Here is a 23950-nt window from a genome sequence, read left to right on the forward strand (position 1 = left end):
TGGGCCGCGGGACGCGTCGGCCACCGCGGCGGCGACAGGCCACCCTGCGGCCCTCCGGTCAGAACGTGTACGGGTCGCCCGTGGCCAGTACCAGCACGCGGTGGGTGTCGTTCGCCGGATTGGGGTCACTCAGGCCGCCGTTCCAGGCGGTGCCGATGTCGACGGTCACCTGGGCCGGGGTGCCGACGACCGGTACGTCCAGGGCGAATTGGGCCCCGGTCCCGGCCGCGTGCATCGGGCCGGTGCCGCACTGCACCACCGAGGGGACGGTCCGCGAGCAGCTCGGAGGGAGGGTGGCGCCGGGCTCAAGCGCCACCGAGAACCGCAGCCGCACGGTGGTTCCGGAGACCGCGGCAGGACCGTGGTTCGCGCTCTCAAGCCACACACCGACCCGGCCGTTCCAGAGGGAGACGTGACCGTGATACGACACATCCGCCTCAGCCCCGACGCCCCTGGCCGACCCCGGAGCGGGCACCACACCGCGATCGTGGCCGACCGCCCCGCTGGGCGTGCCGGTGGCGATCAGTGTCGCCGCCGCCAGCACGGCGACGGCAACGGTTGCCAGCGTGCCGCGAGCCCCGGCCCGCCGTCGAGCGCCGACCCCGCCCCCGCGAGGGGCCCCGGCCCCGAACCCGCCCGAGCGGGGCACGCCAGCCCCGGGGCGAGGCACCCCGGCTCCAGCCCCGGCCGCGGCGGCACGAGACGCCCCGACCCCGGCCGCCCAAGGGACTCCGGCTCCGACCACGGCCCCTGCCGCGCAAGGCGCCCCGGCCCCCACCCCGCGAGGTTCGCCAGCCGCCGCTGGCCTCCCCCACCTGCTGGACCTGCCGATTCGGCCGACCTTACGGATGGCGCCGACCACGCCTACTCGGCCGGTCCAGCCCCACCCGTCGGCTCCGGCCGTCCCGGCTCTGCCCGCCCCAACTGCCCTGATCAATCCGTTCATCACACGAACCACCATGAGCGAAAGGTACCTTTCACCCCTTATTTCCCCGGAACGCCACCCCGTCCCGTGCCACCCTGTGCGCATGCTTGTAGCCCGCTCAGCCCTTCTGTTCGTCGTGGCGGCCCTGTTCGAGATCGGCGGGGCGTGGCTCGTCTGGCAGGGCGTCAGGGAACACCGGGGCTGGATCTGGATCGGTGCCGGAGTCGTCGCGCTCGGCATCTACGGCTTCGTGGCGACGCTCCAGCCGGACGCCGAGTTCGGGCGGATCCTCGCGGCGTACGGCGGTGTGTTCGTGGCGGGTTCGCTCGCCTGGGGCATGGTCGCCGACGGCTACCGCCCCGACCGCTGGGACGTCACCGGCGCGCTGATCTGCCTGGTGGGCATGGCTGTGATCATGTACGCGCCGCGCGGCCGCTGAGTGCCGCCCCCACCTGCGACGCCGCCCGCCCCGGCCTCCCCACCCGTCTCGGCCCCGTCACCTCGGCCCGCCTATCCTGGCCGCACACCGGCTTCAACCACCCGTCCACCACCGCCCCCCTCGACCGCGCCCCGTTCACCCCGGCCGTCCGACCACCACCGCCCTCAACCGCGAGCGCCGCCGCCCCTTTTGACCTCCACCCCTTCACCGCGAGCGCCGCCGCCACCCTTTGACCTCCGCCCCCTTTAACCACACTCCCCCACAACCGCCGCCCACCCCCCTCAACCCAGCACACCGCCGCACGCCACCCACCACACCGCCATCCGCCATACCTTCGACCGCAGCGCCGGTCACCACACGCGCGAGGAGCACGACATGACTGCCGCCGGGACCCCGATCGCCGTCGTCACGGGAGCGAGCAGCGGAATCGGTGCCGCCACGGCCCGCCGGCTCGCCGCCGCCGGATACCGCGTGGTGCTCACCGCCCGCCGCAAGGACCGCATCGAGGCGCTGGCCGCCGAGATCAACGAGGCCGGGCACCAGGCCACGGCGTACGCGCTCGACGTGACGGACCGCGCGGCAGTGGACGAGTTCGCCACCGCGTTCCGCACGATCGGGGTGCTCGTCAACAACGCGGGCGGCGCGCTGGGCGCCGACCCGGTGGCCACCGGCAACCCGGACGACTGGCGGCAGATGTACGAGACCAACGTCATCGGCTCGCTCAACGTCACCCAGGCCCTACTGCCCGCGCTCGAAGCCTCGGGCGACGGCACGGTCGTCATCCTGTCCTCCACGGCGGGCCACGCCACTTACGAGGGTGGAGGCGGGTACGTCGCCGCGAAGAACGGCGCCCGGGTGCTCGCCGAAACCCTCCGTCTGGAGATCGTGGGTCGCCCGGTGCGGGTCATCGAGATCGCGCCGGGGATGGTGAAGACGGACGAGTTCGCGACGACCCGCTTCCGCGGCGACACCGAGAAGGCCGCCAAGGTGTACGCGGGCGTGGCCGAGCCGCTCACCGCCGATGACGTCGCCGACACGATCACCTGGGCGGTCACCCGGCCCAGCCACGTCAACATCGACCTCCTGGTGGTCCGCCCCCGCGCCCAGGCCTCCAACACCAAGGTCCACCGGGAGCTGTAGGCGGAGCAGCCCACCCCACCCAGCACCCCGGCTACCGGACTGCCCCGCCCGCAGCATCGGCGTCCTGGTTAGGCGGAGCAGCCCATAGCGCCCCACCCGGCACCCCAGCTACCGGACATGCCTCGCCCACAGCATCGGCGTCCTGGTGTGGCGGAGCAGTCCATCGCACCCCACTCGGCACCCCCAGCTACTGACCCTGCCTCGCACGCAGCATCGGCGTCCTGGTGTGGCGGCGCTTCTCGCCCGCGTGGAACACCAGGATGATCATGCGGGCGCCCGGCGCGGCCATCGGCTGGGCGGCGCACATCGTCACCCAGCCGGGTCCGAGCACCGCGTGGTTGAGGGGGCGTTCGTCACCGTCGAGATGGAGGTAGGCGCTGGCCCGGTTGTAGATGCCTGCGGCGAGGGGGTCCGCGAGGACCTCCTTCTCGATCTGCGTCAGCGTCTGGTCGGTGGGGTCGGCCGCCAGCGCCGCCCGCAGCTGGGGCAGCACGAGCGGCGCCCAGGAATGCTCCCAGTCGGTGAGGGTCTGCCGGGCGCCGGGGTCGAGCGCCATCCACCGCATGGTGTTCTGCGGAACCCTCCGACCGGGGAACATCTCGGTCCAGCGCTCGTTGTGGGCCAGCAGGTTCCACGACCGGTCATTGACGTACGCCATGTGTCCGATGCCATCGACAGCCTCTTGCCACACGCCGGGGATCTCCTCTCCGGACTGCGAGTTCAGGGGGAACGGCGGGTCCTGGCCCAGGCAGTACCGCCAGAGCGCGATCCACTCCTGCTCGTTCATGCCGAGCAGCCGGGCCACGTCCTGGAGCAGGTCGGCGGGCGGGTTGGGGTAACGGCCCGACTCCAGGCGGCCGTAGGTGTCGGGGGCGCGGTGCAGGATCTGGTCGATCTGGGCCTGCGACAGGCCGGGCGCCCGCCGTCCCTGCCGGGTGGGCCTGCTCAGCCCATGGCTCTCGGGCTTGATCAGCGCACGGCGTTCGCGCAGCAGAGCGCGCAGAGCGGGCTTGTCCATCTGTGGTTCTCCCCCGGATACGGGCGGCCGGCGACTTCGCCGATGGCCGCGCGGTTGGAACGGCCGCTCCCGACTGTCGGCCCCGACTCCGCCATCAGCTCCGGGCCGGGTGATCGGCGTACACCGGGTCGTCGGCGCACATCCGATGCTCGGCATACGTTCCATTGTCGGAGCGGATCGATTCCTCGATGTGCACCGGGTGGTCGAAGAGCGCCGTTGGACCGGCGTGGACCAGCGGGGCATGGCTCGCCGACAGCGCAACGGCCCCGGACGAAACCGTCAGGGGCTGACACCGCGGTCATTGCGGGCGGGGCGAGGGCGGCGGCCATCACGGCCGGGGCGCGGGCCGGGAGGTGGTTGGCGAGGCGTGCCTTTCGTGGACGAGTCGGGGTACGGTCGGCCGCTCCGGGCACAGCGTAGGCGCCCGCCCCTCCGGACCGGTCGCCGAGGCACCCGCCAGGAGAGACCCCACGGGTACGCTGACTGATGAGCCATGCATGGATCAAGCGGTAGCGGGGTGCGCTCGTACGCCGGGCGCACACACGCAACGGCACAACGGGGGCAGTCATGGGCGAACCGGACAACTGGGCGACCGCCGCCGGTGAGTTGTCGCCCGAAGCGGTCGAGGCCTATGGCCGGGTCACCCGCCATGAACACATCGACCCGGAGCTGGACGCCCGAGCGCTCGCCGAGCTCACCGAGTGGGGTCTGGTCACCACCGACCCGCGGTTGCCGCACCTGCCCATCGCGCTCGACCCCCAGGAAGCCGGCCGGCGCCGCCTGGACGACGAGCTGCGGCAGGTGGCGGCCAAGGCCGCGCACATGGCCCGCATCCCGCAGCTCACCGACGAGCTGAGTCTGCACTTCGAGCGGGCGAAGTGGCGGTCGGGCCGCGGCTCGGAGTTCCTCGCCGAGCCCGAACTCGTCGACGCCCGTATCGAGCAGGCCGTCGGCCAGGCCCGCGCCGAACTCCTGACCGCGCGGCCCGGCGGCCCCCGCACCCCGGCACGGCTGGCGGCCGCACAAGAGCGGGGCGGCGCGGCGCTCGCCCGCGGGGTGGGCATCCGCACGCTCTATCTGGACACCGGCCGCGACGACGCGATGACCCGCGCGTATGTGACGGCGATGACCGGTCTGGGCGCCCAGTTCCGCACCCAGGTCACCCCGTTCCAGCGCTGTGTGGTCATCGACCGGCGCCAGGCGTTCATCTCCGACCACATCGTCAACTCCACGCCCAGTCATGCCTCGTGGCACGTTCGGGACCGGGCCGTGGTCGCGTTCATCGCCGAGGTCTTCGAGGAGGGGTGGCGGCGCGCCGACCCCTGGAACGGCGACCCGCGCAGCGGCGCGCCCCGCTCGGCCGGGCGTTCCGGTACGCGCACGACACCGCTCCAGCGCGAGATCCTGCGCGACATGGCGCGGGGCATCGAGCAGCGGCTCACGGCGCAGCGGCTCGGGATCGGGCTGCGCAGCCTGTCCAAGGAGGTGCACACGCTGCGGCGGTTGTTCGGGGCGTCGACGCTCCAGGAACTCACCTATCAGTGGGCGCTGTCCGACGAGCGCCTCATCGACGACCCGCCCCCGCACCACGACCAGGCCACAGCCCCGCCGCACCACGACCAAGCCACGGCCTGAACCAGCCCCGCACACTCGCGACCCAGTACACGCGCGCCCCCCGCACCCCCGTACACCCGCGGACCCCCGTACACCCCCGTACACCCCCGTACACCCGCGGACCCTCGTACCCCCGCGCCCCGCGCACCCGCGCCCCGTACAACCGCGCACCCCCGTACACCCGCGCCCCGCGCACCCGCGGCCCCCCGTACACTCGCGACCCTCGTGCACCGGCGCACCCTTTGGCCTCCGCCGACACCGTCGCGCCGCCCGGGCCGCCCCTATCGCGCCCGCCGGGCCGGATCTTTTCCCATCCCTCTTTTCAGCGGATAAATCTTCAGCGGAAAACACCGCCCGCTTCCTGCATCCTGAGTGAGGACGATCAACACGCCCCTTGAAAGGCGGAACTGGATCGCCGTACGTCCGATGTCACGAGGACGTTGTCCGCGTCACGCCAGAACCGGCAGTGCAGGGCATGGGCAGACGATGCCCTGCCGGGCGTCCCGCGGACTCCGAGCGGCTTCTGCCACGGCCGCCGGGCAAAACCGGACCCCTCCCCGGTACGTCCTCGTGATACGGGCAGTGCCCGGCAGCCTCTCGGCTCGCCGCAGGCACAGCCGCGCGCCCTCCGGCGCTTTCCCGGCATGCGGGCCGGGAAGAGGCGGCGGCCGGGGGTGCGAGCCCCCGGCCCGGCCGCCCGCACCCTCGAACGAGGTGCGTTTCAGCCCTTGACGCACACCACCTGCTTCAGCTTCGCGACGACCTCCACCAGGTCGCGCTGCTGGTCGATGACCTTCTCGATCGGCTTGTACGCGCCCGGGATCTCGTCCACGACGCCGGCGTCCTTGCGGCACTCCACGCCCCGCGTCTGCTCCGCCAGGTCGCGCGTCGAGAACGTCCGCTTGGCCGCGCTGCGGCTCATCTTGCGGCCCGCGCCGTGCGAGGCCGAGTTGAAGGAAGCCGCGTTGCCGAGGCCCTTCACGATGTACGAACCCGTGCCCATCGAGCCCGGGATGATCCCGAAGTCGCCGGAGCCCGCCCGGATCGCGCCCTTGCGGGTGACCAGGAGGTCCATGCCGTCGTACCGCTCCTCCGCCACATAGTTGTGGTGACAGGAAATGACCGTTTCGAAGGTCACCTTGGCCTTCTTGAACTCCTTGCGGACCACGTCCTGGAAGAGCGCCATCATGATCGCCCGGTTGTACTTCGCGTACTCCTGAGCCCAGAACAGATCGTTGCGATACGCCGCCATCTGCGGCGTGTCCGCGACGAAGACGGCGAGGTCGCGGTCGACCAGGCCCTGGTTGTGGGGCAGTTTCTGCGCCTCGCCGATGTGGAAGTCGGCCAGCTCCTTGCCTATGTTGCGGGACCCGGAGTGCAGCATCAGCCAGACCGAACCCGTCTCGTCCAGACAGAATTCGATGAAGTGGTTGCCCGACCCGAGCGTTCCCATCTGCTTGGAAGCCCGCTCCTCGCGGAATTTGACCGCCTCCGCGATCCCCCCGAACCGCTCCCAGAACCCGCCCCACCCCGCCACCGGGAAGCCGTGCAGGCGGCCCGGGTCCACCGGGTCGGCGTGCATGCCGCGGCCCACCGGGATGGCCTGCTCGATCTTCGAACGGAGCCGGGACAGGTCGCCGGGAAGGTCGTTGGCGGTCAGCGAGGTCTTGACCGCGGACATGCCGCAGCCGATATCGACGCCCACCGCCGCCGGGCACACCGCGCCATGCATGGCGATGACCGAGCCGACCGTGGCGCCCTTGCCGTAGTGCACGTCCGGCATCACGGCGAGGCCCTTGATCCACGGCAGCGTGGCGACGTTGCGCAGCTGCTGGAGCGCCCCGTCGTCGACCGAGGCCGGATCTGTCCACATCCTGATGGGCACCCGTGCGCCGGGCATCTCCACGTACGACATAATTCCTCGATCCCCCGAAAGCTGATATCTACACGAAAACCTGAAACCGCACTTATGGCAAAACCGGCGCCAAGGCCCACAAACAGGACAGTGGACCGGCGTTCACAGGTTCGCGTGCGATACACATTGTGTCCGGCCACCGTCCGCGGGCGGCAACCGTTTTTTCTTCCGTCGTCCTGCTGAAAGGAGCCTGGGAACCGTGCAGCGAAAGGCGTACGTGCCCGGTCTCGCGCTCCTCGTGGCGCTCGCCTCCGGCTGCTCGGCGGCCTCCGGCACCGACGGCTCCACCGCCGATTCCAAGGACGGCGTGACCAAGGCGGCCCCCGCGCCGCCCGGCAAGTACCGCACCCTGCCCGAGCCCTGCCACGCCGTGAGCAAGAGCGCGCTCAAGAGCATGCTGCCGGGCGCGGCCACGCTGGCGGAGGCCGACGCGGCCAAGGAGTACGCGGGCACCGCCGACCTCACCTACGACACCGACCGGCGGGTCGGCTGCCGCTGGAAGGACGACACGGCCGACGGCGGGCGCAGGCTCTCGGTCGACTTCGAGCGGGTCGTGTCGTACGACCCGGCGGTGAGCGACGACGACACCGCGACGGAGCTGTACGGGAAGAAGGAGACGGCGGCGAACCTGCCCGCGCCCCGGAGCTCCACGCCCGCGGCGAGCCCGTCCGGCAGCCCGGCCCCGGCCACGAGCGCGAGTCCGTCGGGCAGCCCGAGCGCTTCCGGCTCGACCGCCCCCGGCACCCCCTCGACCCCGCCCAGCGGCGCCCCGGCCTCCGCCGGCGCCTCGGCCGGCACCGACGCGGACGAGCTCCAGCCGCGGCGGCTCAGCGGCATCGGCGATGCCGCGTTCCTGAACGACGTGGCGTCCCCGGCCGGCGCCGACGGCGGCACGGGCCCCTCAGGACGTACCGTCTCTGTGGTCTTCCGTACGTCCAATGTGATCGTGACCATCGAGTACACCGCCCAGTCCGCGGCATCCGCCGCGGTCCCCGACAGCAAGGAGCTGCAGGAGCAGGCCCAGGCTCTGGCCGGCAAGCTCGTCGAGCAGTTCAGCGAATAGCGCGCCAGCGCGAAGAACGAAGAGCGAAGGAATCATGCACCGATCAGCCCCGGCCACCCCCGAAAAGGCCCACGCCCCGGCCCCGCGCATCCGGCTCGCCCGCGTCCTCGCCTGTGGTGCCGTCCCTGTGATGCTCGTCGCAGCGGGCTGCTCGTCCGGCTCGGGCGGCGACGCATCGAAGGACTCGTCCGCGTCCGCGTCGGCGTCCGCCTCCGGCAGCAAGCAGGCCTCGGCCTCCCCCGCGCCGGCGAAGTTCGCCAAGCTGCCCGACGCGTGCAAGACGGTCACGCCCGCGTCGATCGACAAGTACGTCCCGAAGGCCAAGACGAAGGCGGGCGAGGTGGGCAAGACCTCGGACCCGCAGGCCCAGGCCAGCTGCACCTGGAACGGCCTGGACGACAAGGGCGTGCAGGGTTCGCTCTACCGCTGGCTCGACGTCGACCTGAAGCGCTACGACTCCACGGCGGGCCTCGGCAGCGGCGAATCCCTGGCGCACAAGCAGTTCGACCGTGCGGTCTCGGCCGCGCAGGCGACGGCGGACGCGAAGAACGTGAAGACCTCCCCGGTCCCCGGCCTCGGCGACCAGGCGACGGCGATCACGTTCGACCTGAAGAAGACCGACGCGGACTTCAAGTACGGCGTCGTGGTGGTCCGCACCGCCAACGCCGTCGTCACGGTCGACTACAACGGCACCGGCTACCAGGGCGCCGACGCCCCGCAGACCAACGAGGTCCAGGAGGGCGCGACCGTCACCGCCAAGGAGACGGTGGCGACGGTGGCCACCGCGAACAACAAGTAGTCCCAGCGCGACCGTACGGAGTCCGGCCCTCCCCTGTGGGCCGGACTCCGTACGCATGTGCCAGGCTGTGCCCGCCAATTGCCTGACAAGGGGAGGGGACGCGGGTGGCCGCGACTCAGCTGACTCGGACGCACCGCATTCTGATCGGGGTGGTGGTCGCGGGTGCCGTGGTGATCGCCGGGATCGGTTTCGCGGGTTCGTACGCGGCGGTCCGCGAGCTCGCGCTGCACAAGGGCTTCGGGAACTTCTCCTACGTCTTCCCGATCGGCGTCGACGCGGGCATCTGTGTGCTGCTCGCCCTCGACCTGCTGCTCACCTGGATGCGCATCCCCTTCCCGCTGCTTCGCCAGACCGCCTGGCTGCTGACGGCCGCCACCATCGCCTTCAACGGCGCCGCCGCCTGGCCGGACCCGCTGGGCGTGGGCATGCACGCGGTCATCCCGGTGCTGTTCGTGGTCTCGGTCGAGGCGGCCCGGCACGCGGTCGGCCGGATCGCCGACATCACGGCCGACAAGCACATGGAGGGCGTGCGCCTGACCCGCTGGCTGCTCTCGCCGATCCCCACCTTCCGGCTGTGGCGCCGCATGAAGCTGTGGGAGCTGCGCAGCTACGAGCAGGTGATCAAGCTCGAACAGGACCGCCTGGTCTACCGGGCCCGCCTCCAGTCCGTGTACGGCCGCGCCTGGCGCCGCAAGGCCCCCGTCGAGTCCCTCATGCCGCTGCGCCTCGCGAAATACGGCGTCCCGCTCGCCGAGACCGCCCCGGCGGGCCTCGCCGCGGCCGGGGTCGAGCCGGTCCTGCTTCCGCCGCCGCCCGTGCTCGCCCAGCAGGACCGGCAGCCCGAGCTGCCCCCGGCCCACGCGCACTCGGCCCCCGAGGAGCAACCGCCGGTGCAGCCTCAGTCTCCCGCGCCGGACGCCGTTCCCGTCGCCGAGGAGCCCACCACGCACGAGAGCCCCTGGTTCGCCGCCCAGCAGGTCTCGCAGGAGGCGTACGAGGGCACGTACGACCCGGACTTCATCGGACCCGAGCCCCAACCGCAGCCCCAGCAGGAGCCGGTGATGGTCCCGGCGGGTCCCGGCCGCGAGCGCCGTCTCGGCGTGCCCGACCCGCGCGCGGCCGAGCCGCACCCCGCGCAGCAGCAGGCGCCCTCCACCGAAGCGGCCGAACCGACGCTCGCGGACGCCGAGTTCGCGGAGACGGCGTACGAGGTCTTCCGCCAGTACTCCAACCAGCACACCATCTATCCGACCGTCGACGTGCTCGACATACACCTCAGCGACGGCCACGGCGTGACCCATCCCGACAGCACGGCCCTCCTGCGCAAGCTGCACCCCGAGTTCAAGCAGCGCTTCCAGGCCGAGCTGACCGAGGACCACATCGCCTGACAAATCGTCAGGAAGCTTGCTGGCGCTGCTTCTTGCCCGTCTCCGCCCAGACGGCCGGCACCGCGCCGAGGACCAGCAGCGCCAGATAGCCGACCGGCGGAACGTCGGCCAGTTTGTGCAGGAAGCCCCAGGGGCCGTCCCCGAACAGCCCGCCGGCGAGGCCGAGCGCGCCCTGGATGCCGACGACCCAGCCGAGGGGGCCGACGACCTGCTTGGTGATGTTCGCGTTCATGACTCCACGGTCCCCCGGCGACGGGGCCCGGACATCCTGCGCGGGTCGCAAACCGCGGTACACACAAGGATGCAGCGAGGGCCGCCACCCACGAGCGGGTGACGGCCCTCGGCCACGTATCGGGTCAGGCGGCGAGCAGCTTGCGCACCCGGTCCGCGCCCACGGCGAGCAGCAGCGTGGGCAGGCGCGGCCCGGTCTCACGGCTGACCAGGAGCGTGTAGAGCAGCGCGAAGAAGGAGCGCTGGGCGACCTTCAGCTCGGGCGTCGGCTTGGCGTCGGGGGCCAGGCCCGCCATCACCTTCGGCACGCCGTAGACGAGCGTGGTGAGCCCGTCGAGCGACCAGTGCGAGTCCAGGCCCTCGACGAGCAGGCGCAGCGACTCCCGGCCCGCGTCGTCCAGCGAGGCGAGCAGCTCGGTGTCGGGCTCCTCGCGGACCAGGGTGCGCTGGTCGGCCGGGACCTGGGTGGAGATCCAGTTCTCCGCGCGGTCCAGGCGCGGGCGCACCTCGTCCAGCGAGGTGACCGGGTTCGCCGGGTCCAGCTCGCTGAGGATGCGCAGGGTCTGGTCCTCGTGGCCCGCGGTGATGTCCACGACGGAGGCCAGCGTGCGGTACGGCAGCGGGCGCGCGGTGCGCGGCAGCTCACCGGCGGCCGTGCGGGCGGCCCGCGCGTGGGCGGCCGCGTCGGCGGGCAGCGCCGAGCCGTCGGCGACCTTCGCCTCCAGCTTGTCCCACTCGTCGTACAGGCGCTGGATCTCCTGGTCGAAGGCGATCTTGAACGACTGGTTCGGCCTGCGGCGCGCGTACAGCCAGCGAAGGAGCTGCGGCTCCATGATCTTCAGCGCGTCGGCCGGGGTCGGGACCCCGCCCTTGGAGGACGACATCTTGGCCATGCCGCTGATGCCGACGAAGGCGTACATCGGGCCGATCGGCTGGACGCCGTCGAAGATCGAGACGATCTGGCCGCCGACCTGGAAGGAGGAGCCGGGCGAGGAGTGGTCGACGCCGGACGGCTCGAAGATCACGCCCTCGTACGCCCAGCGCATCGGCCAGTCGACCTTCCAGACCAGCTTGCCGCGATTGAACTCGCTGAGCAGGACGGTCTCCGAGAACCCGCACGCGGAGCAGGTGTAGGTCAGCTCCGTGGTGTCGTCGTCGTACGCCGAGACGACCGTGAGGTCCTTGTCGCAGCCACCGCAGTACGGCTTGTACGGGAAGTAGCCCGTCGAGCCCGTGCCGTCGTCCTCGGCCGCCGCGCCGGAGCCCTCGGCGGCCTCCAGCTCGGCCTCGTCGAGGGGCTTCTGCGACTTCTTGCCCGGGGCCTTCTTGGTCCGGTACTGCTCAAGGATCGCGTCGATGTCACCGCGGTGCTTCATCGCGTGCAGCACCTGCTCGCGGTAGACGCCCGAGGTGTACTGCTCGGTCTGGCTGATGCCGTCGTACTCGACGCCCAGCTCGGCGAGCGCCTCGGTCATCGCGGCCTTGAAGTGCGCGGCCCAGTTCGGGTACGCGGAACCGGCCGGGGCCGGGACCGAGGTCAGCGGGCGGCCGATGTGCTCGGCCCACGACTCGTCCACACCGGGGACGCCGTTGGGCACCTTGCGGTAGCGGTCGTAGTCGTCCCAGGAGATCAGGTGACGGACCTCGTACCCGCGGCGGCGGATCTCGTCCGCGACCAGGTGCGGCGTCATGACCTCGCGCAGGTTGCCCAGGTGGATGGGGCCGGAGGGGGAGAGTCCGGAGGCGACGACGACCGGTTTGCCAGGCGCACGTCGCTCCGACTCGGCGATGACATCGTCCGCGAAACGGGAGACCCAGTCGGTCTCGGTGCTGCTCTGAGCCACGGTCGGCACGTCCTTCTTTCTCGTATTGCCCTCGTCTGCCCGGGAGAGGCCGGCACGCCCATTCTCCCAGACGGAACGAGCTCCTCCGGGGTTGCCCGTTAACCGGGAGAAAGGGCAGGAGACCCCGTGGGAGAATCGGGGGGCAATCATCGTCACCCTCGACAGGAACGGCACCTCATGGCCTCGGTCCATTCCCTCGCTTCCACGGTCCAGCAGCGCCTGGCGGACGCCCTCTCGGCTGCGCTGCCGGAGGCCGGCTCCACCGACCCGCTGCTGCGACGAAGCGACCGGGCCGACTTCCAGGCCAACGGCATCCTGGCGCTCGCGAAGAAGCTCAAGGGCAACCCGCGCGAGCTCGCGACGAAGGTCACCGACGCGCTGGACGCGGGTGACCTGCTCAAGGACGTCGAGGTCTCGGGCCCCGGCTTCCTCAACATCACGCTCGCCGACCGGGCGATCATCGAGACCCTCGCCGCGCGCGCCGCCGACGACCGGCTCGGCGTGCCGCTGAAGGAGAAGCCGGGCGTCACGGTCATCGACTACGCCCAGCCCAACGTGGCCAAGGAGATGCACGTCGGCCACCTGCGCTCGGCGGTCATCGGCGACGCGCTGCGCGGCATGCTCGACTTCACCGGCGAGCGGACGATCGGCCGCCACCACATCGGCGACTGGGGCACCCAGTTCGGCATGCTCATCCAGTACCTGATCGAGAACCCCGGCGAGCTGGCCCCGCCCGAGGACGTCGACGGCGAGCAGGCCATGTCGAACCTGAACCGGGTGTACAAGGCCTCACGCGCCGTCTTCGACTCCGACGAGGAGTTCAAGGAGCGCGCGCGCAAGCGGGTCGTCGCCCTCCAGTCCGGCGACGCGGAGACCCTGGAGCTGTGGCAGCAGTTCGTGGACGAGTCGAAGGTCTACTTCTACTCGGTCTTCGAGAAGCTGGACATGGAGATCCAGGACGACGAGATCGTCGGCGAGTCCGCGTACAACGACCTGATGCCGCAGACCGCCCGCCTCCTTGAGGAGTCCGGTGTCGCGGTGCGCTCCGAGGGCGCGCTGGTGGTCTTCTTCGACGAGATCCGCGGCAAGGACGACCAGCCGGTGCCGCTGATCGTGCAGAAGGCGGACGGCGGCTTCGGCTACGCGGCCTCCGACCTCTCGGCGATCCGCAACCGCGTCACCGACCTGGACGCCACGACGCTGATCTACGTCGTGGACGTACGCCAGTCGCTGCACTTCAAGATGGTCTTCGAGGCGGCCCGCCGGGCGGGCTGGCTCGGCGACGACGTCACCGCGCACAACATGGGCTACGGCACGGTGCTCGGCGCGGACGGCAAGCCGTTCAAGACCCGTGAGGGCGAGACGGTCAAGCTGGAGGACCTCCTGGACGAGGCCGTCGAGCGGGCCACCGCCGTCGTGCGCGAGAAGGCCGAGAAGGTGGGCCTGACCGAGGAGGAGATCGTCGAGAACGGCCGGTACGTCGGGATCGGCGCCGTGAAGTACGCGGACCTGTCGACGTCGGCGAACCGCGACTACAAGTTCGACCTGGACCAGATGGTGTCGCTCAACGGTGACACGTCCGTCTACCTCCAGTACGCCTACGCCCGGATCAAGTCGATCCTGCGCAAGTCCGAGGGCGCGACCCCCACGGCCCACCCGGAGCTCGAACTCGCCCCGGCGGAGCGGGCGTTGGGCCTGCACCTGGACGCGTTCGGCGAGCTGGTCTACGAGGCGTCGGCCGAGTACGCGCCGCACAAGCTGGCCGCCTACCTGTACCAGCTGGCTTCGCTGTTCACGACGTTCTACGACCAGTGCCCGGTGATCAAGCCGCGCCCGGCGCAGGAGGTCGTGGAGAACCGGCTGCTCCTGTGCGACCTGACCGCCCGGACGCTGCACCAGGGCATGGCGCTGCTGGGTATCCGGACGCCCGAGCGCCTCTAGTCAGCGCCAACTCCCGTGTGGGACCGGCTGGTTCAGCCGGCGTCCAGGTGGTCCCACACGTTGGTGTCCAAGCGGTACTCGTACGCCGGACGGCCCTTGACCGCGCTGGTGCGGAACGGCTTCCCGTTGTCGTAGACGGGGATCCTGCCCGAGCGTTCGCCGCTGCTCCAGGCGACCTCCAGGTACCAGCTGACGTCGTGCGCATCGGTGTGCAGGTTCAGGTCGAAGACCTCGGGGTCGGTCGTGGACACCTTGAACGGGAAGTCCTTGGCCGGCACGACCTTGTCGGCCTGCTGACCGGCGACCGGCTTGCTGACCGGCTGGGCCGCATCCAGGTTGAAGTCGAAGGACTGCGGCATGATTCCGCTGCCGCAGCCCGAACCCATCGAGTACGCCGTCCAGTTCAGCGGCGCCGACCGCCCCACCACCCGCACGTTGATGCCGGTGATCACCACCGAGTCCTGGCTCTTGCCGGTCGCGGTCAGCTCCAGCTTCAGTCCCCCGCCGTCGACCCCGTTGAGCGCGCGCGCCCAGGAGCGCCGGTCCTGCTCGTTCGTGGGTGGCGGCGGCACCGCACCGGGCTTCTGGTCGAGCAGGAAGAACTTGCCGCACGGCGTTTCCCAGTCGTACGAGCTGATCCCGACGCTCAGCGGGACGCCCTCGGGCGGAGCGTGCTTCTTCGTGTCCTTCGAAGCTGAGGGGCTCGGGGAGGAGGACGGGGAGGGCGAGCCGGGCGTGCTCGCGCTGGGGCTCGAACTCGGCGACGGGCGGGCGCTGTTCGTGGCCTCAGGCGTGCTCGTCGTGGCGTCGGCGACGGTGTCGCTCCCGTCCGGCCCGCCCGACAGGGTGGCGACGGCCGTCACGGGCACCGCCAGCGCGACGACGGCGGCGCCGATGAGTACGAGCCGTGTCTTCTTCGTGCCGAGCCGGTCCCCGAATCCGCGCATGCGTTTCGTGGCGGGCGGGGCGGCCGGGCCGACGGCGGGCAGCTCGCTCCCGCCGGACGGACCGGCCCCGCTCTCGGCGTCGGCCTCCGCCTTCGCGGGCGGGGCCTGAGCGGGCCCGTTCTCGACGGCGGGCTCGGGAGTGGCCCGGTCGGCGGCTTCCGCATCTGGCGCGGGATCAGGCACGGCGGCGGGAGTCGAAGTCGGCTCGGGCCCGGGCCCGGAAGGCGTATCGGCCATGGGCGCTGGGTTCGCCCCGCGCGAGCGGCGCCGGGCCTCGTCCGCCAGGATCCACCGGCGGTGCAGCTCGACCGACTCCTCCGGCGTCGCCCCGCACAGCCGGGCGAGCCGCTCGACGGGGGCGTACTCGTTGGGAACCGCGTCGCCGTTGCAGTACCGGTGGAGCGTGGACGTACTCATGTGGAGCTTGCCCGCGAGGACTCCGTAACTGCGTCCCGAACGGTCCTTCAACTCGCGCAGCAGCGCCGCGAACTGCTCGGACTCGGTTGTCGCCATGCCCCGGTTCCCTCCCCATCCATCCCAGGAACGCATTCCAGGGACAGGTTGTTTCCCCAGGTCAAAGGGTGTTCCAGCGTTCCAGCTTCCCCCATTGTCCCTTGCTCGTTGCGGGGCCGTCGGACCGGCCCGCAAGGTAGGTGCAGCAAGCAGCCGAACAGCTCGATCCGGGAGCAGTCCATGCGATTCCGCATCCGGTTCAACGTCACGGATTCGATGGCCGTCCTCATTCTGGCCGCGTCCATCGCCACCGTCATCACGCTGATCCACCACCTGCGCCGCTGACGCGTTCACACGTCAAGCAGGCGCACTCACACGGGGAGTACCAAGCATCATGCGCACCAATTTCCGCATCGCCGCCGCTGCGACCACCACCCTCGTCGCCGCCCTCGCCCTGACCGCCTGCGGCAGTGGTTCGGACGACGCGAAGGCGGGCGACAAGCCCTCCGCCTCCTCGACCGCCACCCCCGCGACCGGCGACGGCCAGGCCCCGGCGGCGGGCGACGCGGCGGGAGCCGCCCAAGGCGGCAAGGGCGCGGCCTCGGGCTCCGGTTCGGGCTCCGGTTCGGGCTCCGGTTCGGGCTCCGGCAAGCACGCCGGCTCGCCCGCCAAGTCGACCGGCAAGACCGCGAAGAAGCCCTCGTCCGGGGGCGGCGGCACCGACACGCCCTGCACCGGCGCCAGTGTGAAGCTGACCGCGACCCCGGTGAGCCGCCCGGTCAACCACATCCTCCTGACGGTCACCAACACCGGCAAGACGATGTGCAACGCCTACGATGCCCCCGCCGTCTCGTTCTCCACCGCCCAGCAGTCCCCGATCGCGGTCGACAAGGAGACCATCCCCCAGGCGGTGGTCTCGCTCGCTCCCGGCGCCTCCGCGTACGCGATGGTCCGCACCCTCGGCGAGGACGACGGCAGCGAGTCGTACAACACCAGCCATGTCACCGTGTACTTCGTCGGCGAGGCAGGCATGGAGTCGACGGGCCCCGCCGCGAAGTCCACGCTCCCCAAGAGCGTGGCGGTCGTGGACAGCCAGGCCAGGGTCACCTACTGGCAGTCGGACCTGTCGACGATCGACTCCTGGTAGCCGACGCGCCCGACGCCCGGCCTCAACTGCCGTGTGCCACTGGGCGAGTGAGGGAGCGGCTCGTGGCAGCGAGGGCGACGGCGGCCAGGATCAGAGCCGCCGCGACGGCGAACGTGACCCGCATCCCGGTGGCCACGGCCCCGGAACCGGCCGTGGTGACATCGGTCGTCGCCGACGCGAGCGCAAACACCGCGCCCATGGCGGACGTTCCCGTGATGAGCCCGAGGTTGCGCGACAGATTGAGCATCCCCGACGTGACGCCCCGCCGGTCCGGCCGCACATCCGCCATGACGGCGGTGTTGTTGGCCGTCTGGAACACCGCGTACCCGGCCGTGATCACCACGATGGGACCGACGTACCCGAGGACGCCGGAGGTCGTCGGCGTCACGGCCAGCAGGACGGATCCGGTCGCGATCACGACGAGTCCCGCGACGGTCGTGCGGTATGCGCCGAAGCGGTCCGCGACGCGCCCGGCCGGCACCCCGGTCAGGGCGGCGACGAGGGGACCGGCGGACAGGACGAGCCCGACCAGGCTCTCGCCGAGCCGGAGCGTACGGGCAAGGTAGAACGGCCCGACCACCAGCGTCGCCATCATCACCGTCGAGACGAGCGTGCTCATGGCGAGGCTCGTGCTCAGCGCCCGATCGCGGAACATGGCCGGCCGGATCAGCGGCGACGTCGCCCTCTGCTCGGCCCGTACGAAGAGGCCGGCTCCGAGGGCGGCAGCCACCAGCAGAGCGGCGTTGAGCGGACCGAAGCTGCCGTGTCCCAGGGTCATCGCGAGGGCGTAGGCCGCGAGCGTCAGAGCCAGGAGCAGCGTGCCCATGCGGTCGAAGGCGGCCGCCGGGGCGGTCCCGGGTTCGCGCCGGTCGACGGGTAGATGGCGGTGGGCGAGTACGAAGGTCACCAGGCCGAGCGGCACGTTGACCAGGAAGATCGCCCGCCAGCCGAGACCGGAGAGCAGGACGCCGCCCAGCGAGGGGCCGAGAGCGGTGCCGATCGCGGACATCGTGCCGAGCAGTCCCATGGCCCGGCCGGTCCGCGCCTTGGGGACGGTCTCGCCGACGAACGCCATGGTGAGGGCCATCATGACGGCCGCGCCGAGGCCCTGCGCCGCGCGGGCCGCGATCAGCAGCCGGAGCGTGGGCGCGGCGCCGCACAGGACCGAGGCCACCGTGAACAGCACGATCCCGGCGAGGAGCAGCCGTCGGCGGCCGGTGAGGTCGCCGAGCCGTCCGACGCCGACGATCAGGGTGGTGATGGCGAGCAGATAGGCGAGGACGATCCACTGGACCTGCTGGAAGGAGGCGTCGAACGCGCGGGCCAGGGTCGGCAGGCCAACGTTGGCGATGCTGGTGCCGAGCGAGGACAGCAGGTGGGACAGCGAAAGCCCGGCCAGCACCCACCGGACCGAGGGCGTCCGCGCCGCCCTCCCCCCGTCCGTCCGCCCCGCGTTGATGAGCTTCACCATGGACCCCGCCCTCCGGCCGGAGCCCGCCGACGGGGCTCTTGCCGAGGAAGGTCCCTCTACAGACCGCTAACGGCAATCCTTGTTGCCAATTCCGGGACGGCGCGGTGGAATGCCCGCATGGACAGACTGGACGGCCACGAACCGGCCGAAGCCTCCCGCCACCAGGCAGTGCTCGACGAAGTCGGCCCCCGGCTCAAGCGGTTGCGTGCCCAGCGCGGTCTGACGCTGGCCGCGCTCGCCGAGGAGACCGGCATCTCCAAGAGCACCCTGTCCCGCCTGGAGTCCGGACAGCGCCGGCCCAGCCTGGAACTACTGCTTCCGCTGGCAGCCGCGTACCGCGTGCCCCTGGACGACCTGGTAGGCGCTCCCGAGGTGGGGGACCCCCGGGTGCGGCTGAACCCCCGCCCGTTGCCGAGCGGCGGCACGTTCGTCCCCCTGACCCGGATGCCGGGCCCCCTCCAGGCGTACAAGCTGCTCATCCCCGACCGGGGCACCGAGCCCGAGCTGAAGACGCACGAGGGCTACGAGTGGCTGTACGTCCTGGACGGGCGGCTGCGCCTCGTCCTCGGCGGACACGACATCGTTCTCGGCCCCGGCGAGGTCGCCGAGTGGGACACCCGGCTGCCCCACTGGTTCAGCAGCGCGGACGGGCGCCCCGTCGAGGTGCTCAGCCTCTTCGGCAGGCAGGGCGAGCGCATGCACGTCCGCGCGAAGCCGCAGGCCTGACGGCGCCGCCACTGGAGTCCAACTCCTTGTCCCACCGGGGGAGTTCAGCCCTTGAGCGCGTGTCCCAGCCGACGCAGTCCCTCCGCGATCTCGTCCGGCGCCGATGTCACGAAGCAGAGCCGCAGCGCGGCCGCATCGGGCGCACCCGCGAAGAAGGGAGCCCCCGGCACATAGGCGACGTCATGCTCAACCACCTTGTGCAGCAAGGCTGTTGCGTCGCTGCCCGCGGGGAGGCGGGCCCACAGGAACATGCCGCCCTCGGGGCGGTTCCACGTGGAGCCGTCGGGCAGCGCGTCGGCGAGGCCCGCGAGCATGGCGTCCCGGCGCTCGCCGTAGGCGGCCCGCACCCGGGCGACGTGTCCGTCAAGGTCGCGCTCCGCGAGATAGCGGGCGGCGGCGAGCTGGTTCACGGTGGGGGTGTGCAGGTCGGCGGCCTGCTTGGCTATGACGCAGGCGCGCAGCAGGTCGTGCGGCGCCCGCACCCAGCCGATGCGCAGCCCCGGCGCCATGATCTTCGAGTAGCTGCCGAGCAGTACGGTCCGGTCGGCGGCGTCCTCGTACGACGACATCCACGGCACCGTCTCGCCCTCGTAACGCAGCTCGCCGTACGGGTCGTCCTCCACGATCCACAGCCCGCGCCGCACGGCCACGTCGGCGACGGCCCGGCGCCGCTCGGCGGTCATGGTGCGGCCGGTGGGGTTCTGGAAGGTGGGCACGGAGTAGAACAGCTTGGGCCGCTCGCGCGCGACCAGTTCGTCCAGCGCGGCGGGATCGGGCCCGTCCTCGTCACACGGCACCGGGACGATGCGAGCACCGGCGAACCCGAACACCTGCAACGCGGCGAGGTAGCAGGGATCCTCCACAAGCACCACATCGCCGGGTTCGAGCAGGGCGGCGGCGAGGAGGGTGAGTCCCTGCTGCGAACCGGTGGTGATCAGCAGGTCGTCGGCGCCGGTCGCCAGTCCGCGCGCACTGAGCCGCGCGGCCGTCGCGGCCCGCAGCGCGGGACTGCCCTCGGTCGTGGAGTACTGAAGCGCGGTCGCCGCCTGCTCCTCCATCACGGCTCGGAACGCGGCGGCCATGCCCTCGCCGTCGAACAGCTCGGGCGCGGGCAGACCCCCCGCGAAGGAGATCACCTCGGGCCTGGCGGTCAGCGCCAGGATCTCCCGTACGGGAGAGGGACCGACGGATGCCGCACGAGCGGCGAGCGCGGGCACGGCGGCGGCCGATGAGGCGACGGCGGGCATGGGGCGGCTCCTGTCAGTTGCTCGGACGTCCAACTACCCAGCACTTTATGCAGCGCCCGGCCCCCGCGATCAGGCCATTCCACGATCCGGGCGGGCGCGGGGCGAGGTGCTCAGGCGTCCGGCTCGCTGTCCGGACCGCTGTCCGCCTCGCGGTCCGGGCAGACGAACTCGCACCAGACCACCTTCCCCGGGTCCCGCTCCCCCACGCCCCACTTGTCGGCGCTCGCGCCCACGAGCACAAGCCCCCGCCCACCGTCGTCCGCGACATCCGCGACGCGGGGCACCCCGCCCCCGCTGTCATGCACCTCGACCCGCAGCACGGCCCCCTCGCACAACAGCAGCCGCAGCAGAAACCCCCGCCCCGGCGGCACGCCGTGCACCAACGCGTTGGTCGTGAGCTCGCTGACGCAGAGCAGTACGTCATCGAACCGATGGAAGAACCCCCAATCGGCGACGGCCCCCGCAGCGAACTGCCGTGCAGCGGGGATCGATTGACGCGCCCGAGGGTAGAAGCGCTCCCGGAAATCGTTCTCGGTCATGGGGGGAGGGTTGCGGAGGAAGGGTGGGCAGCCGCAGTGGCCTGACCCGTACACAATTTCTGTACGGGTCCACAATGCGTAACGTACGGGTCTACATGGGGAGTTGGCAGGCATGCGCCCCAGGAAGCGACCCCGGAAGAACACGTCGGCGATGAAGATGGTCGGCGCCCTCGTGGCGACCTTCCGGACCGCAGCCCGCCTGACCCAGCGCGAGCTGGGCCAACGCGTGCTGCTGCACGAGGAGATGATTGCCTCGATCGAACAGGGCCGCCGCCCTCTGAAATTGGACCTGGCCCGCTCGCTCGATGCCCTCCTTGAGACCAAGGGAGCGTTGGAGACGGCCGTCCACAACATGCCGGAGATCGATCTGATCCCGGCATGGGCGGAGGAGTACATGGACCTGGAGCGGGAGGCGATCGCGCTGCCCTGGTTCGAGAACCAGGTACTGCCGGGCCTGCTCCAGACAGAGAACTACGCACGGGCGGTGTTCCGCAGCAAGGTGCCGGCGCTGAGCGAGGAGGAGATCAACGCGCAAGTGGCAGCACGCCTGGATCGCCAGGAAATACTGCACCGCAAGGTCCCGCCGACCCTTAGCTTCATCGTCTCCGAGGGAATCCAGCGGGACAGGCTAGGCGGCCCACCGGTCCTCCGGGACATGCTCAATCACCTGCACCGATGCACTGAGCTGCCCGGAATCACCCTGCAAGTAATGCCGTTGGGACTGAAGAGGCATGCCGCACTCGACGGCCCGTTCACCGTGTTGGAAACGCCCGACCACCAGCACCTCGGCTACGCCGAGACCCAACGTGGCAGCCAAATCATTTCGGATCCCGACGAGGTGAGCATCCTTGCTCAGAGGTATGCGATGCTGCGGACACAGGCCCTCAACTCCGAGGAAACCAAGGACCTGTTGGACCGCTTGCTAGGAGACCGATGAGCAACGCCGCACTGAAGTGGTTCAAGTCCAGCTACAGCGGCAGCGACGGCGGCCAGTGCCTCGAAGTCGCCTGCGTCTGGCGGAAGTCGAGCTACAGCGGAAGCGATGGAGGCGAGTGCGTGGAGGTGGCGAGCCACCCCTCCGCCGTCCACGTCCGGGACTCGAAGAGCCCCGAGGGCCCCACCCTCACCCTGAACCCCACCGCATGGCAGGGCTTCGTCTCCTCGGTCTGAGGGCGTTGTCAGTGGCGGGACTTACATTCGGGTCATGGCGATGCTTCCGAACGCACTTCCGCACCTGACCGACGACCCGACCGGCAAGGCGCTGGGCCTTGACCTGCCACCGGGCAGGCTGATCGGCCCGGCGGACGAGCCGCTGCTCTGGTACGCCGACGGCCCGGCGACCCCTCAGGACTGGCTCCGGCTGGCGCAGGCACGAAGAGCGGCGGGGCTGCATCCCGTACTCCTTGGCGGCGCGCGGGAGTTGGCGGACTGGGGCTTGGACGCGGACCGGCCGTCGTACCCGGGTGACCACGACGCCGAGGACGTGCTGGCCGAGTTCTGGGAGGCGTACGCCGAGGACGAGCTGGGCTATGAGGGCGGCGAGTGGCCCGGCCTGGCCCTGGCACCCGCACTCCACGAGGACCCGGACCGCAGGGCGGCGGAGACGGCGGGGGCGGCGCTGAACGAGGCCCCCTTGAAGGGCGCCCGCATGGCCTTGGTCCCGGCCCGCCGGAGTGCCGACATACCGGCGGTGATCGGCTGGACGGGCCCGCTGAACCACGAGAACGACGTGGCGAGGCTGTGCGCGGTGCTGCGCTCGTGGGAGGACAGGTTCGGCGTACGGGTGGTGGGCCTGACGAGGGACGAGCTGACGCTGTCGGTGGCGGCCCCGCCCACGAACGACGAGGAAGCCCTGATCCTCGCGGCGGAACACTTCGCGTTCTGCCCGGACACGATAGAAACCGACCTGCACGAACACGCGAAATCCCTTATGGGCAGGCCGAGTTGGACCTTCTGGTGGGACTGAAGCGACGGCTTCACACACGGCGGACGCCATGACGCACTCGTCCCGCCTCCCTCGCGCCGGGCAGGCGGGACGAGTGCGGTGGTTTCACAGCCCCCGCGCGACCTCCGTCGCCCAGTACGTGAGGATCATGTGCGCCCCGGCCCGCTTGATGCCGGTCAGGGTTTCGAGGATCGCTCGGTCACGGTCGATCCAGCCCTTTTCCGCCGCCGCTTCGATCATCGCGTACTCGCCACTGATCTGGTACGCCGCGACCGGCACGTCCACCGACTCGGCGACCTTGGCCAGGATGTCGAGGTAGGGGCCGGCCGGCTTGACCATCACCATGTCCGCACCCTCGGCCAGGTCGAGCGCCAACTCCCGCATGGATTCACGGGAGTTGGCGGGGTCCTGCTGGTACGTCTTGCGGTCGCCGCGCAGCGCGGAACCGACGGCCTCGCGGAACGGGCCGTAGAATGCGGAGGAGTACTTGACGGTGTAGGCCAGGATCGACACGTCCTCGTGGCCCGTCTGGTCCAACGCGTCCCGGACGACGCCCACTTGGCCGTCCATCATGCCCGAGGGGCCCACGACGTGGACGCCCGCGTCGGCCTGGACCTGGGCCATCTCGGCGTACCGCTCAAGGGTGGCGTCGTTGTCGACGCGGCCGTGCACGTCCAGGACTCCGCAGTGGCCGTGATCCGTGTACTCGTCGAGGCACAGGTCGGACATGATGACCAGCTCGTCCCCGACCTCCTCCTTCACGGCGCGGATGGCGACCTGGAGGATGCCGTCCGGGTCGGTGCCGGCGGTACCGACGGCGTCCTTCTTCTCGTCCTCGGGCACTCCGAACAGCATGATCCCGGAGACGCCCGCCGCGACGGCCTCGACGGCGGCCTTCCTCAGGGTGTCCAGGGTGTGCTGCGCGACGCCGGGCATCGCCTGGATCGGAACGGGTTCGGTGATCCCTTCCCGTACGAATGCGGGGAGGATGAGGTCGGCGGGGTGCAGCTGGGTCTCCGCGACCATGCGGCGCATGGCGGGGGTGGTCCGCAGCCGACGGGGCCGGGCCCCGGGGAAGGATCCGTACTCAGTCATGTCGTACACGCTACGCCGCCGCGGAGGGGGCTTTCCCCCCGCCCACCCCGGTCCCGGCGGGGG

Annotated in this window: 22 protein-coding genes; 12 read left to right on the plus strand and 10 right to left on the minus strand. The window is 71.1% G+C overall.

Annotated elements, in window-relative coordinates:
* Positions 1 to 58 precede the first annotated feature (58 nt).
* Complete coding sequence (locus OG522_RS16180; RefSeq protein ID WP_329463673.1) at positions 59 to 430, minus strand: hypothetical protein; 372 nt, start codon at positions 428 to 430, stop codon at positions 59 to 61.
* Between the two features lie 598 nt (positions 431 to 1028).
* Here OG522_RS16180 and OG522_RS16185 point away from each other — a divergent pair.
* Positions 1029 to 1364, plus strand: coding sequence for a YnfA family protein (locus OG522_RS16185; protein WP_329463674.1), 336 nt, complete (start codon positions 1029 to 1031; stop codon positions 1362 to 1364).
* Between the two features lie 375 nt (positions 1365 to 1739).
* Positions 1740 to 2504: an SDR family NAD(P)-dependent oxidoreductase gene (locus tag OG522_RS16190; protein WP_329463675.1), complete on the plus strand. Its 765-nt coding sequence runs from the start codon at positions 1740 to 1742 to the stop codon at positions 2502 to 2504.
* 187 nt (positions 2505 to 2691) lie between these two features.
* Here OG522_RS16190 and OG522_RS16195 read toward each other — a convergent pair whose 3' ends face one another.
* Positions 2692 to 3522 (minus strand): MmyB family transcriptional regulator, encoded by an 831-nt coding sequence (locus OG522_RS16195; RefSeq protein ID WP_329463676.1) that lies wholly within the window; start codon positions 3520 to 3522, stop codon positions 2692 to 2694.
* 567 nt (positions 3523 to 4089) lie between these two features.
* On the opposite strand from OG522_RS16195, the gene OG522_RS16200 reads away from it, so the two are divergent.
* A complete protein-coding gene (locus OG522_RS16200; RefSeq protein ID WP_329463677.1) occupies positions 4090 to 5157 on the plus strand; it encodes a hypothetical protein in 1068 nt (355 codons plus the stop codon).
* Between the two features lie 700 nt (positions 5158 to 5857).
* Here the strand turns inward: OG522_RS16200 and OG522_RS16205 are convergent.
* Positions 5858 to 7051 (minus strand): RtcB family protein, encoded by a 1194-nt coding sequence (locus OG522_RS16205; RefSeq protein ID WP_329463678.1) that lies wholly within the window; start codon positions 7049 to 7051, stop codon positions 5858 to 5860.
* Positions 7052 to 7250: 199 nt separating this feature from the next.
* Between OG522_RS16205 and OG522_RS16210 the strand changes: the two genes are divergently transcribed.
* The 3 genes from OG522_RS16210 to OG522_RS16220 all read left to right on the plus strand — a co-directional run bounded on the left by OG522_RS16210 (position 7251) and on the right by OG522_RS16220 (position 10301).
* Positions 7251 to 8114, plus strand: a complete 864-nt coding sequence (locus tag OG522_RS16210) for a DUF3558 domain-containing protein (RefSeq protein ID WP_329463679.1) — start codon at positions 7251 to 7253, stop codon at positions 8112 to 8114.
* Positions 8115 to 8148: 34 nt separating this feature from the next.
* A complete protein-coding gene (locus OG522_RS16215; protein WP_329463680.1) occupies positions 8149 to 8913 on the plus strand; it encodes a DUF3558 domain-containing protein in 765 nt (254 codons plus the stop codon).
* Between the two features lie 104 nt (positions 8914 to 9017).
* Positions 9018 to 10301: a DUF2637 domain-containing protein gene (locus OG522_RS16220; protein WP_329463681.1), complete on the plus strand. Its 1284-nt coding sequence runs from the start codon at positions 9018 to 9020 to the stop codon at positions 10299 to 10301.
* Between the two features lie 7 nt (positions 10302 to 10308).
* On the opposite strand, the gene OG522_RS16225 is transcribed toward OG522_RS16220, so the two are convergent.
* Both OG522_RS16225 and lysS read right to left on the minus strand, forming a co-directional pair.
* The gene (locus tag OG522_RS16225) at positions 10309 to 10533 is read right to left on the minus strand and encodes a hypothetical protein (RefSeq protein WP_329463682.1); all 225 of its coding nucleotides are present in this window, start codon (positions 10531 to 10533) and stop codon (positions 10309 to 10311) included.
* Positions 10534 to 10657: 124 nt separating this feature from the next.
* A complete protein-coding gene (lysS, locus tag OG522_RS16230) occupies positions 10658 to 12385 on the minus strand; it encodes a lysine--tRNA ligase (RefSeq protein WP_329463683.1) in 1728 nt (575 codons plus the stop codon).
* Between the two features lie 168 nt (positions 12386 to 12553).
* Here lysS and argS point away from each other — a divergent pair, with 168 nt between their 5' ends.
* Complete coding sequence (argS, locus tag OG522_RS16235) at positions 12554 to 14317, plus strand: arginine--tRNA ligase (protein WP_329463684.1); 1764 nt, start codon at positions 12554 to 12556, stop codon at positions 14315 to 14317.
* Positions 14318 to 14349: 32 nt separating this feature from the next.
* Here argS and OG522_RS16240 read toward each other — a convergent pair whose 3' ends face one another.
* Positions 14350 to 15777, minus strand: coding sequence for a helix-turn-helix domain-containing protein (locus OG522_RS16240; RefSeq protein WP_329463685.1), 1428 nt, complete (start codon positions 15775 to 15777; stop codon positions 14350 to 14352).
* Between the two features lie 334 nt (positions 15778 to 16111).
* On the opposite strand from OG522_RS16240, the gene OG522_RS16245 reads away from it, so the two are divergent.
* Positions 16112 to 16864, plus strand: a complete 753-nt coding sequence (locus tag OG522_RS16245; RefSeq protein ID WP_329463686.1) for a DUF4232 domain-containing protein — start codon at positions 16112 to 16114, stop codon at positions 16862 to 16864.
* Positions 16865 to 16886: 22 nt separating this feature from the next.
* Here OG522_RS16245 and OG522_RS16250 read toward each other — a convergent pair whose 3' ends face one another.
* A complete protein-coding gene (locus OG522_RS16250) occupies positions 16887 to 18335 on the minus strand; it encodes an MFS transporter (RefSeq protein WP_329463687.1) in 1449 nt (482 codons plus the stop codon).
* Positions 18336 to 18452: 117 nt separating this feature from the next.
* Here OG522_RS16250 and OG522_RS16255 point away from each other — a divergent pair, with 117 nt between their 5' ends.
* Positions 18453 to 19061, plus strand: a complete 609-nt coding sequence (locus tag OG522_RS16255) for a helix-turn-helix domain-containing protein (protein ID WP_329463688.1) — start codon at positions 18453 to 18455, stop codon at positions 19059 to 19061.
* Between the two features lie 44 nt (positions 19062 to 19105).
* On the opposite strand, the gene OG522_RS16260 is transcribed toward OG522_RS16255, so the two are convergent.
* Together OG522_RS16260 and OG522_RS16265 are read right to left on the minus strand one after the other, a co-directional pair.
* The gene (locus OG522_RS16260) at positions 19106 to 20308 is read right to left on the minus strand and encodes an aminotransferase-like domain-containing protein (RefSeq protein WP_329463689.1); all 1203 of its coding nucleotides are present in this window, start codon (positions 20306 to 20308) and stop codon (positions 19106 to 19108) included.
* A gap of 110 nt (positions 20309 to 20418) precedes the next feature.
* On the minus strand, positions 20419 to 20847 hold the full coding sequence (locus tag OG522_RS16265) for an ATP-binding protein (protein ID WP_329463690.1): 429 nt from the start codon (positions 20845 to 20847) through the stop codon (positions 20419 to 20421).
* Positions 20848 to 20998: 151 nt separating this feature from the next.
* On the opposite strand from OG522_RS16265, the gene OG522_RS16270 reads away from it, so the two are divergent.
* Genes OG522_RS16270 through OG522_RS16280 form a run of 3 tightly spaced genes read left to right on the plus strand, consistent with a single transcriptional unit; the run spans position 20999 to position 22813 of the window.
* Positions 20999 to 21784 carry a helix-turn-helix domain-containing protein gene (locus OG522_RS16270; protein WP_329463691.1) on the plus strand — a complete coding sequence of 262 codons (786 nt, stop codon included), beginning with the start codon at positions 20999 to 21001 and terminating at the stop codon, positions 21782 to 21784.
* The gene (locus tag OG522_RS16275) at positions 21781 to 22017 is read left to right on the plus strand and encodes a DUF397 domain-containing protein (protein WP_329463692.1); all 237 of its coding nucleotides are present in this window, start codon (positions 21781 to 21783) and stop codon (positions 22015 to 22017) included. The genes OG522_RS16270 and OG522_RS16275 overlap by 4 nt, the downstream gene beginning before the upstream one ends.
* Before the next feature lie 34 nt (positions 22018 to 22051).
* Positions 22052 to 22813: a DUF4253 domain-containing protein gene (locus OG522_RS16280; protein ID WP_329463693.1), complete on the plus strand. Its 762-nt coding sequence runs from the start codon at positions 22052 to 22054 to the stop codon at positions 22811 to 22813.
* Positions 22814 to 22897: 84 nt separating this feature from the next.
* On the opposite strand, the gene hemB is transcribed toward OG522_RS16280, so the two are convergent.
* Complete coding sequence (hemB, locus tag OG522_RS16285; protein ID WP_329463694.1) at positions 22898 to 23887, minus strand: porphobilinogen synthase; 990 nt, start codon at positions 23885 to 23887, stop codon at positions 22898 to 22900.
* Between the last annotated feature and the right edge of the window lie 63 nt (positions 23888 to 23950).

This window comes from Streptomyces sp. NBC_01431 (assembly GCF_036231355.1).
GTDB lineage: Bacteria > Actinomycetota > Actinomycetes > Streptomycetales > Streptomycetaceae > Streptomyces.

Coding starts and splice junctions, on each gene's coding strand:
- OG522_RS16260 (WP_329463689.1), bottom strand. CDS start 20,308: ATGCCCGCCGTCGCCTCATCGGCCGCCGCCGTGCCCGCGCTCGCCGCT.
- OG522_RS16215 (WP_329463680.1), top strand. CDS start 8,149: ATGCACCGATCAGCCCCGGCCACCCCCGAAAAGGCCCACGCCCCGGCC.
- OG522_RS16270 (WP_329463691.1), top strand. CDS start 20,999: ATGAAGATGGTCGGCGCCCTCGTGGCGACCTTCCGGACCGCAGCCCGC.
- OG522_RS16200 (WP_329463677.1), top strand. CDS start 4,090: ATGGGCGAACCGGACAACTGGGCGACCGCCGCCGGTGAGTTGTCGCCC.
- OG522_RS16190 (WP_329463675.1), top strand. CDS start 1,740: ATGACTGCCGCCGGGACCCCGATCGCCGTCGTCACGGGAGCGAGCAGC.
- OG522_RS16265 (WP_329463690.1), bottom strand. CDS start 20,847: ATGACCGAGAACGATTTCCGGGAGCGCTTCTACCCTCGGGCGCGTCAA.
- OG522_RS16250 (WP_329463687.1), bottom strand. CDS start 18,335: ATGGTGAAGCTCATCAACGCGGGGCGGACGGACGGGGGGAGGGCGGCG.
- argS (WP_329463684.1), top strand. CDS start 12,554: ATGGCCTCGGTCCATTCCCTCGCTTCCACGGTCCAGCAGCGCCTGGCG.
- OG522_RS16225 (WP_329463682.1), bottom strand. CDS start 10,533: ATGAACGCGAACATCACCAAGCAGGTCGTCGGCCCCCTCGGCTGGGTC.
- OG522_RS16245 (WP_329463686.1), top strand. CDS start 16,112: ATGCGCACCAATTTCCGCATCGCCGCCGCTGCGACCACCACCCTCGTC.
- OG522_RS16280 (WP_329463693.1), top strand. CDS start 22,052: ATGGCGATGCTTCCGAACGCACTTCCGCACCTGACCGACGACCCGACC.
- OG522_RS16205 (WP_329463678.1), bottom strand. CDS start 7,051: ATGTCGTACGTGGAGATGCCCGGCGCACGGGTGCCCATCAGGATGTGG.
- OG522_RS16185 (WP_329463674.1), top strand. CDS start 1,029: ATGCTTGTAGCCCGCTCAGCCCTTCTGTTCGTCGTGGCGGCCCTGTTC.
- OG522_RS16275 (WP_329463692.1), top strand. CDS start 21,781: ATGAGCAACGCCGCACTGAAGTGGTTCAAGTCCAGCTACAGCGGCAGC.
- hemB (WP_329463694.1), bottom strand. CDS start 23,887: ATGACTGAGTACGGATCCTTCCCCGGGGCCCGGCCCCGTCGGCTGCGG.
- OG522_RS16255 (WP_329463688.1), top strand. CDS start 18,453: ATGGACAGACTGGACGGCCACGAACCGGCCGAAGCCTCCCGCCACCAG.
- OG522_RS16240 (WP_329463685.1), bottom strand. CDS start 15,777: ATGGCGACAACCGAGTCCGAGCAGTTCGCGGCGCTGCTGCGCGAGTTG.
- OG522_RS16195 (WP_329463676.1), bottom strand. CDS start 3,522: ATGGACAAGCCCGCTCTGCGCGCTCTGCTGCGCGAACGCCGTGCGCTG.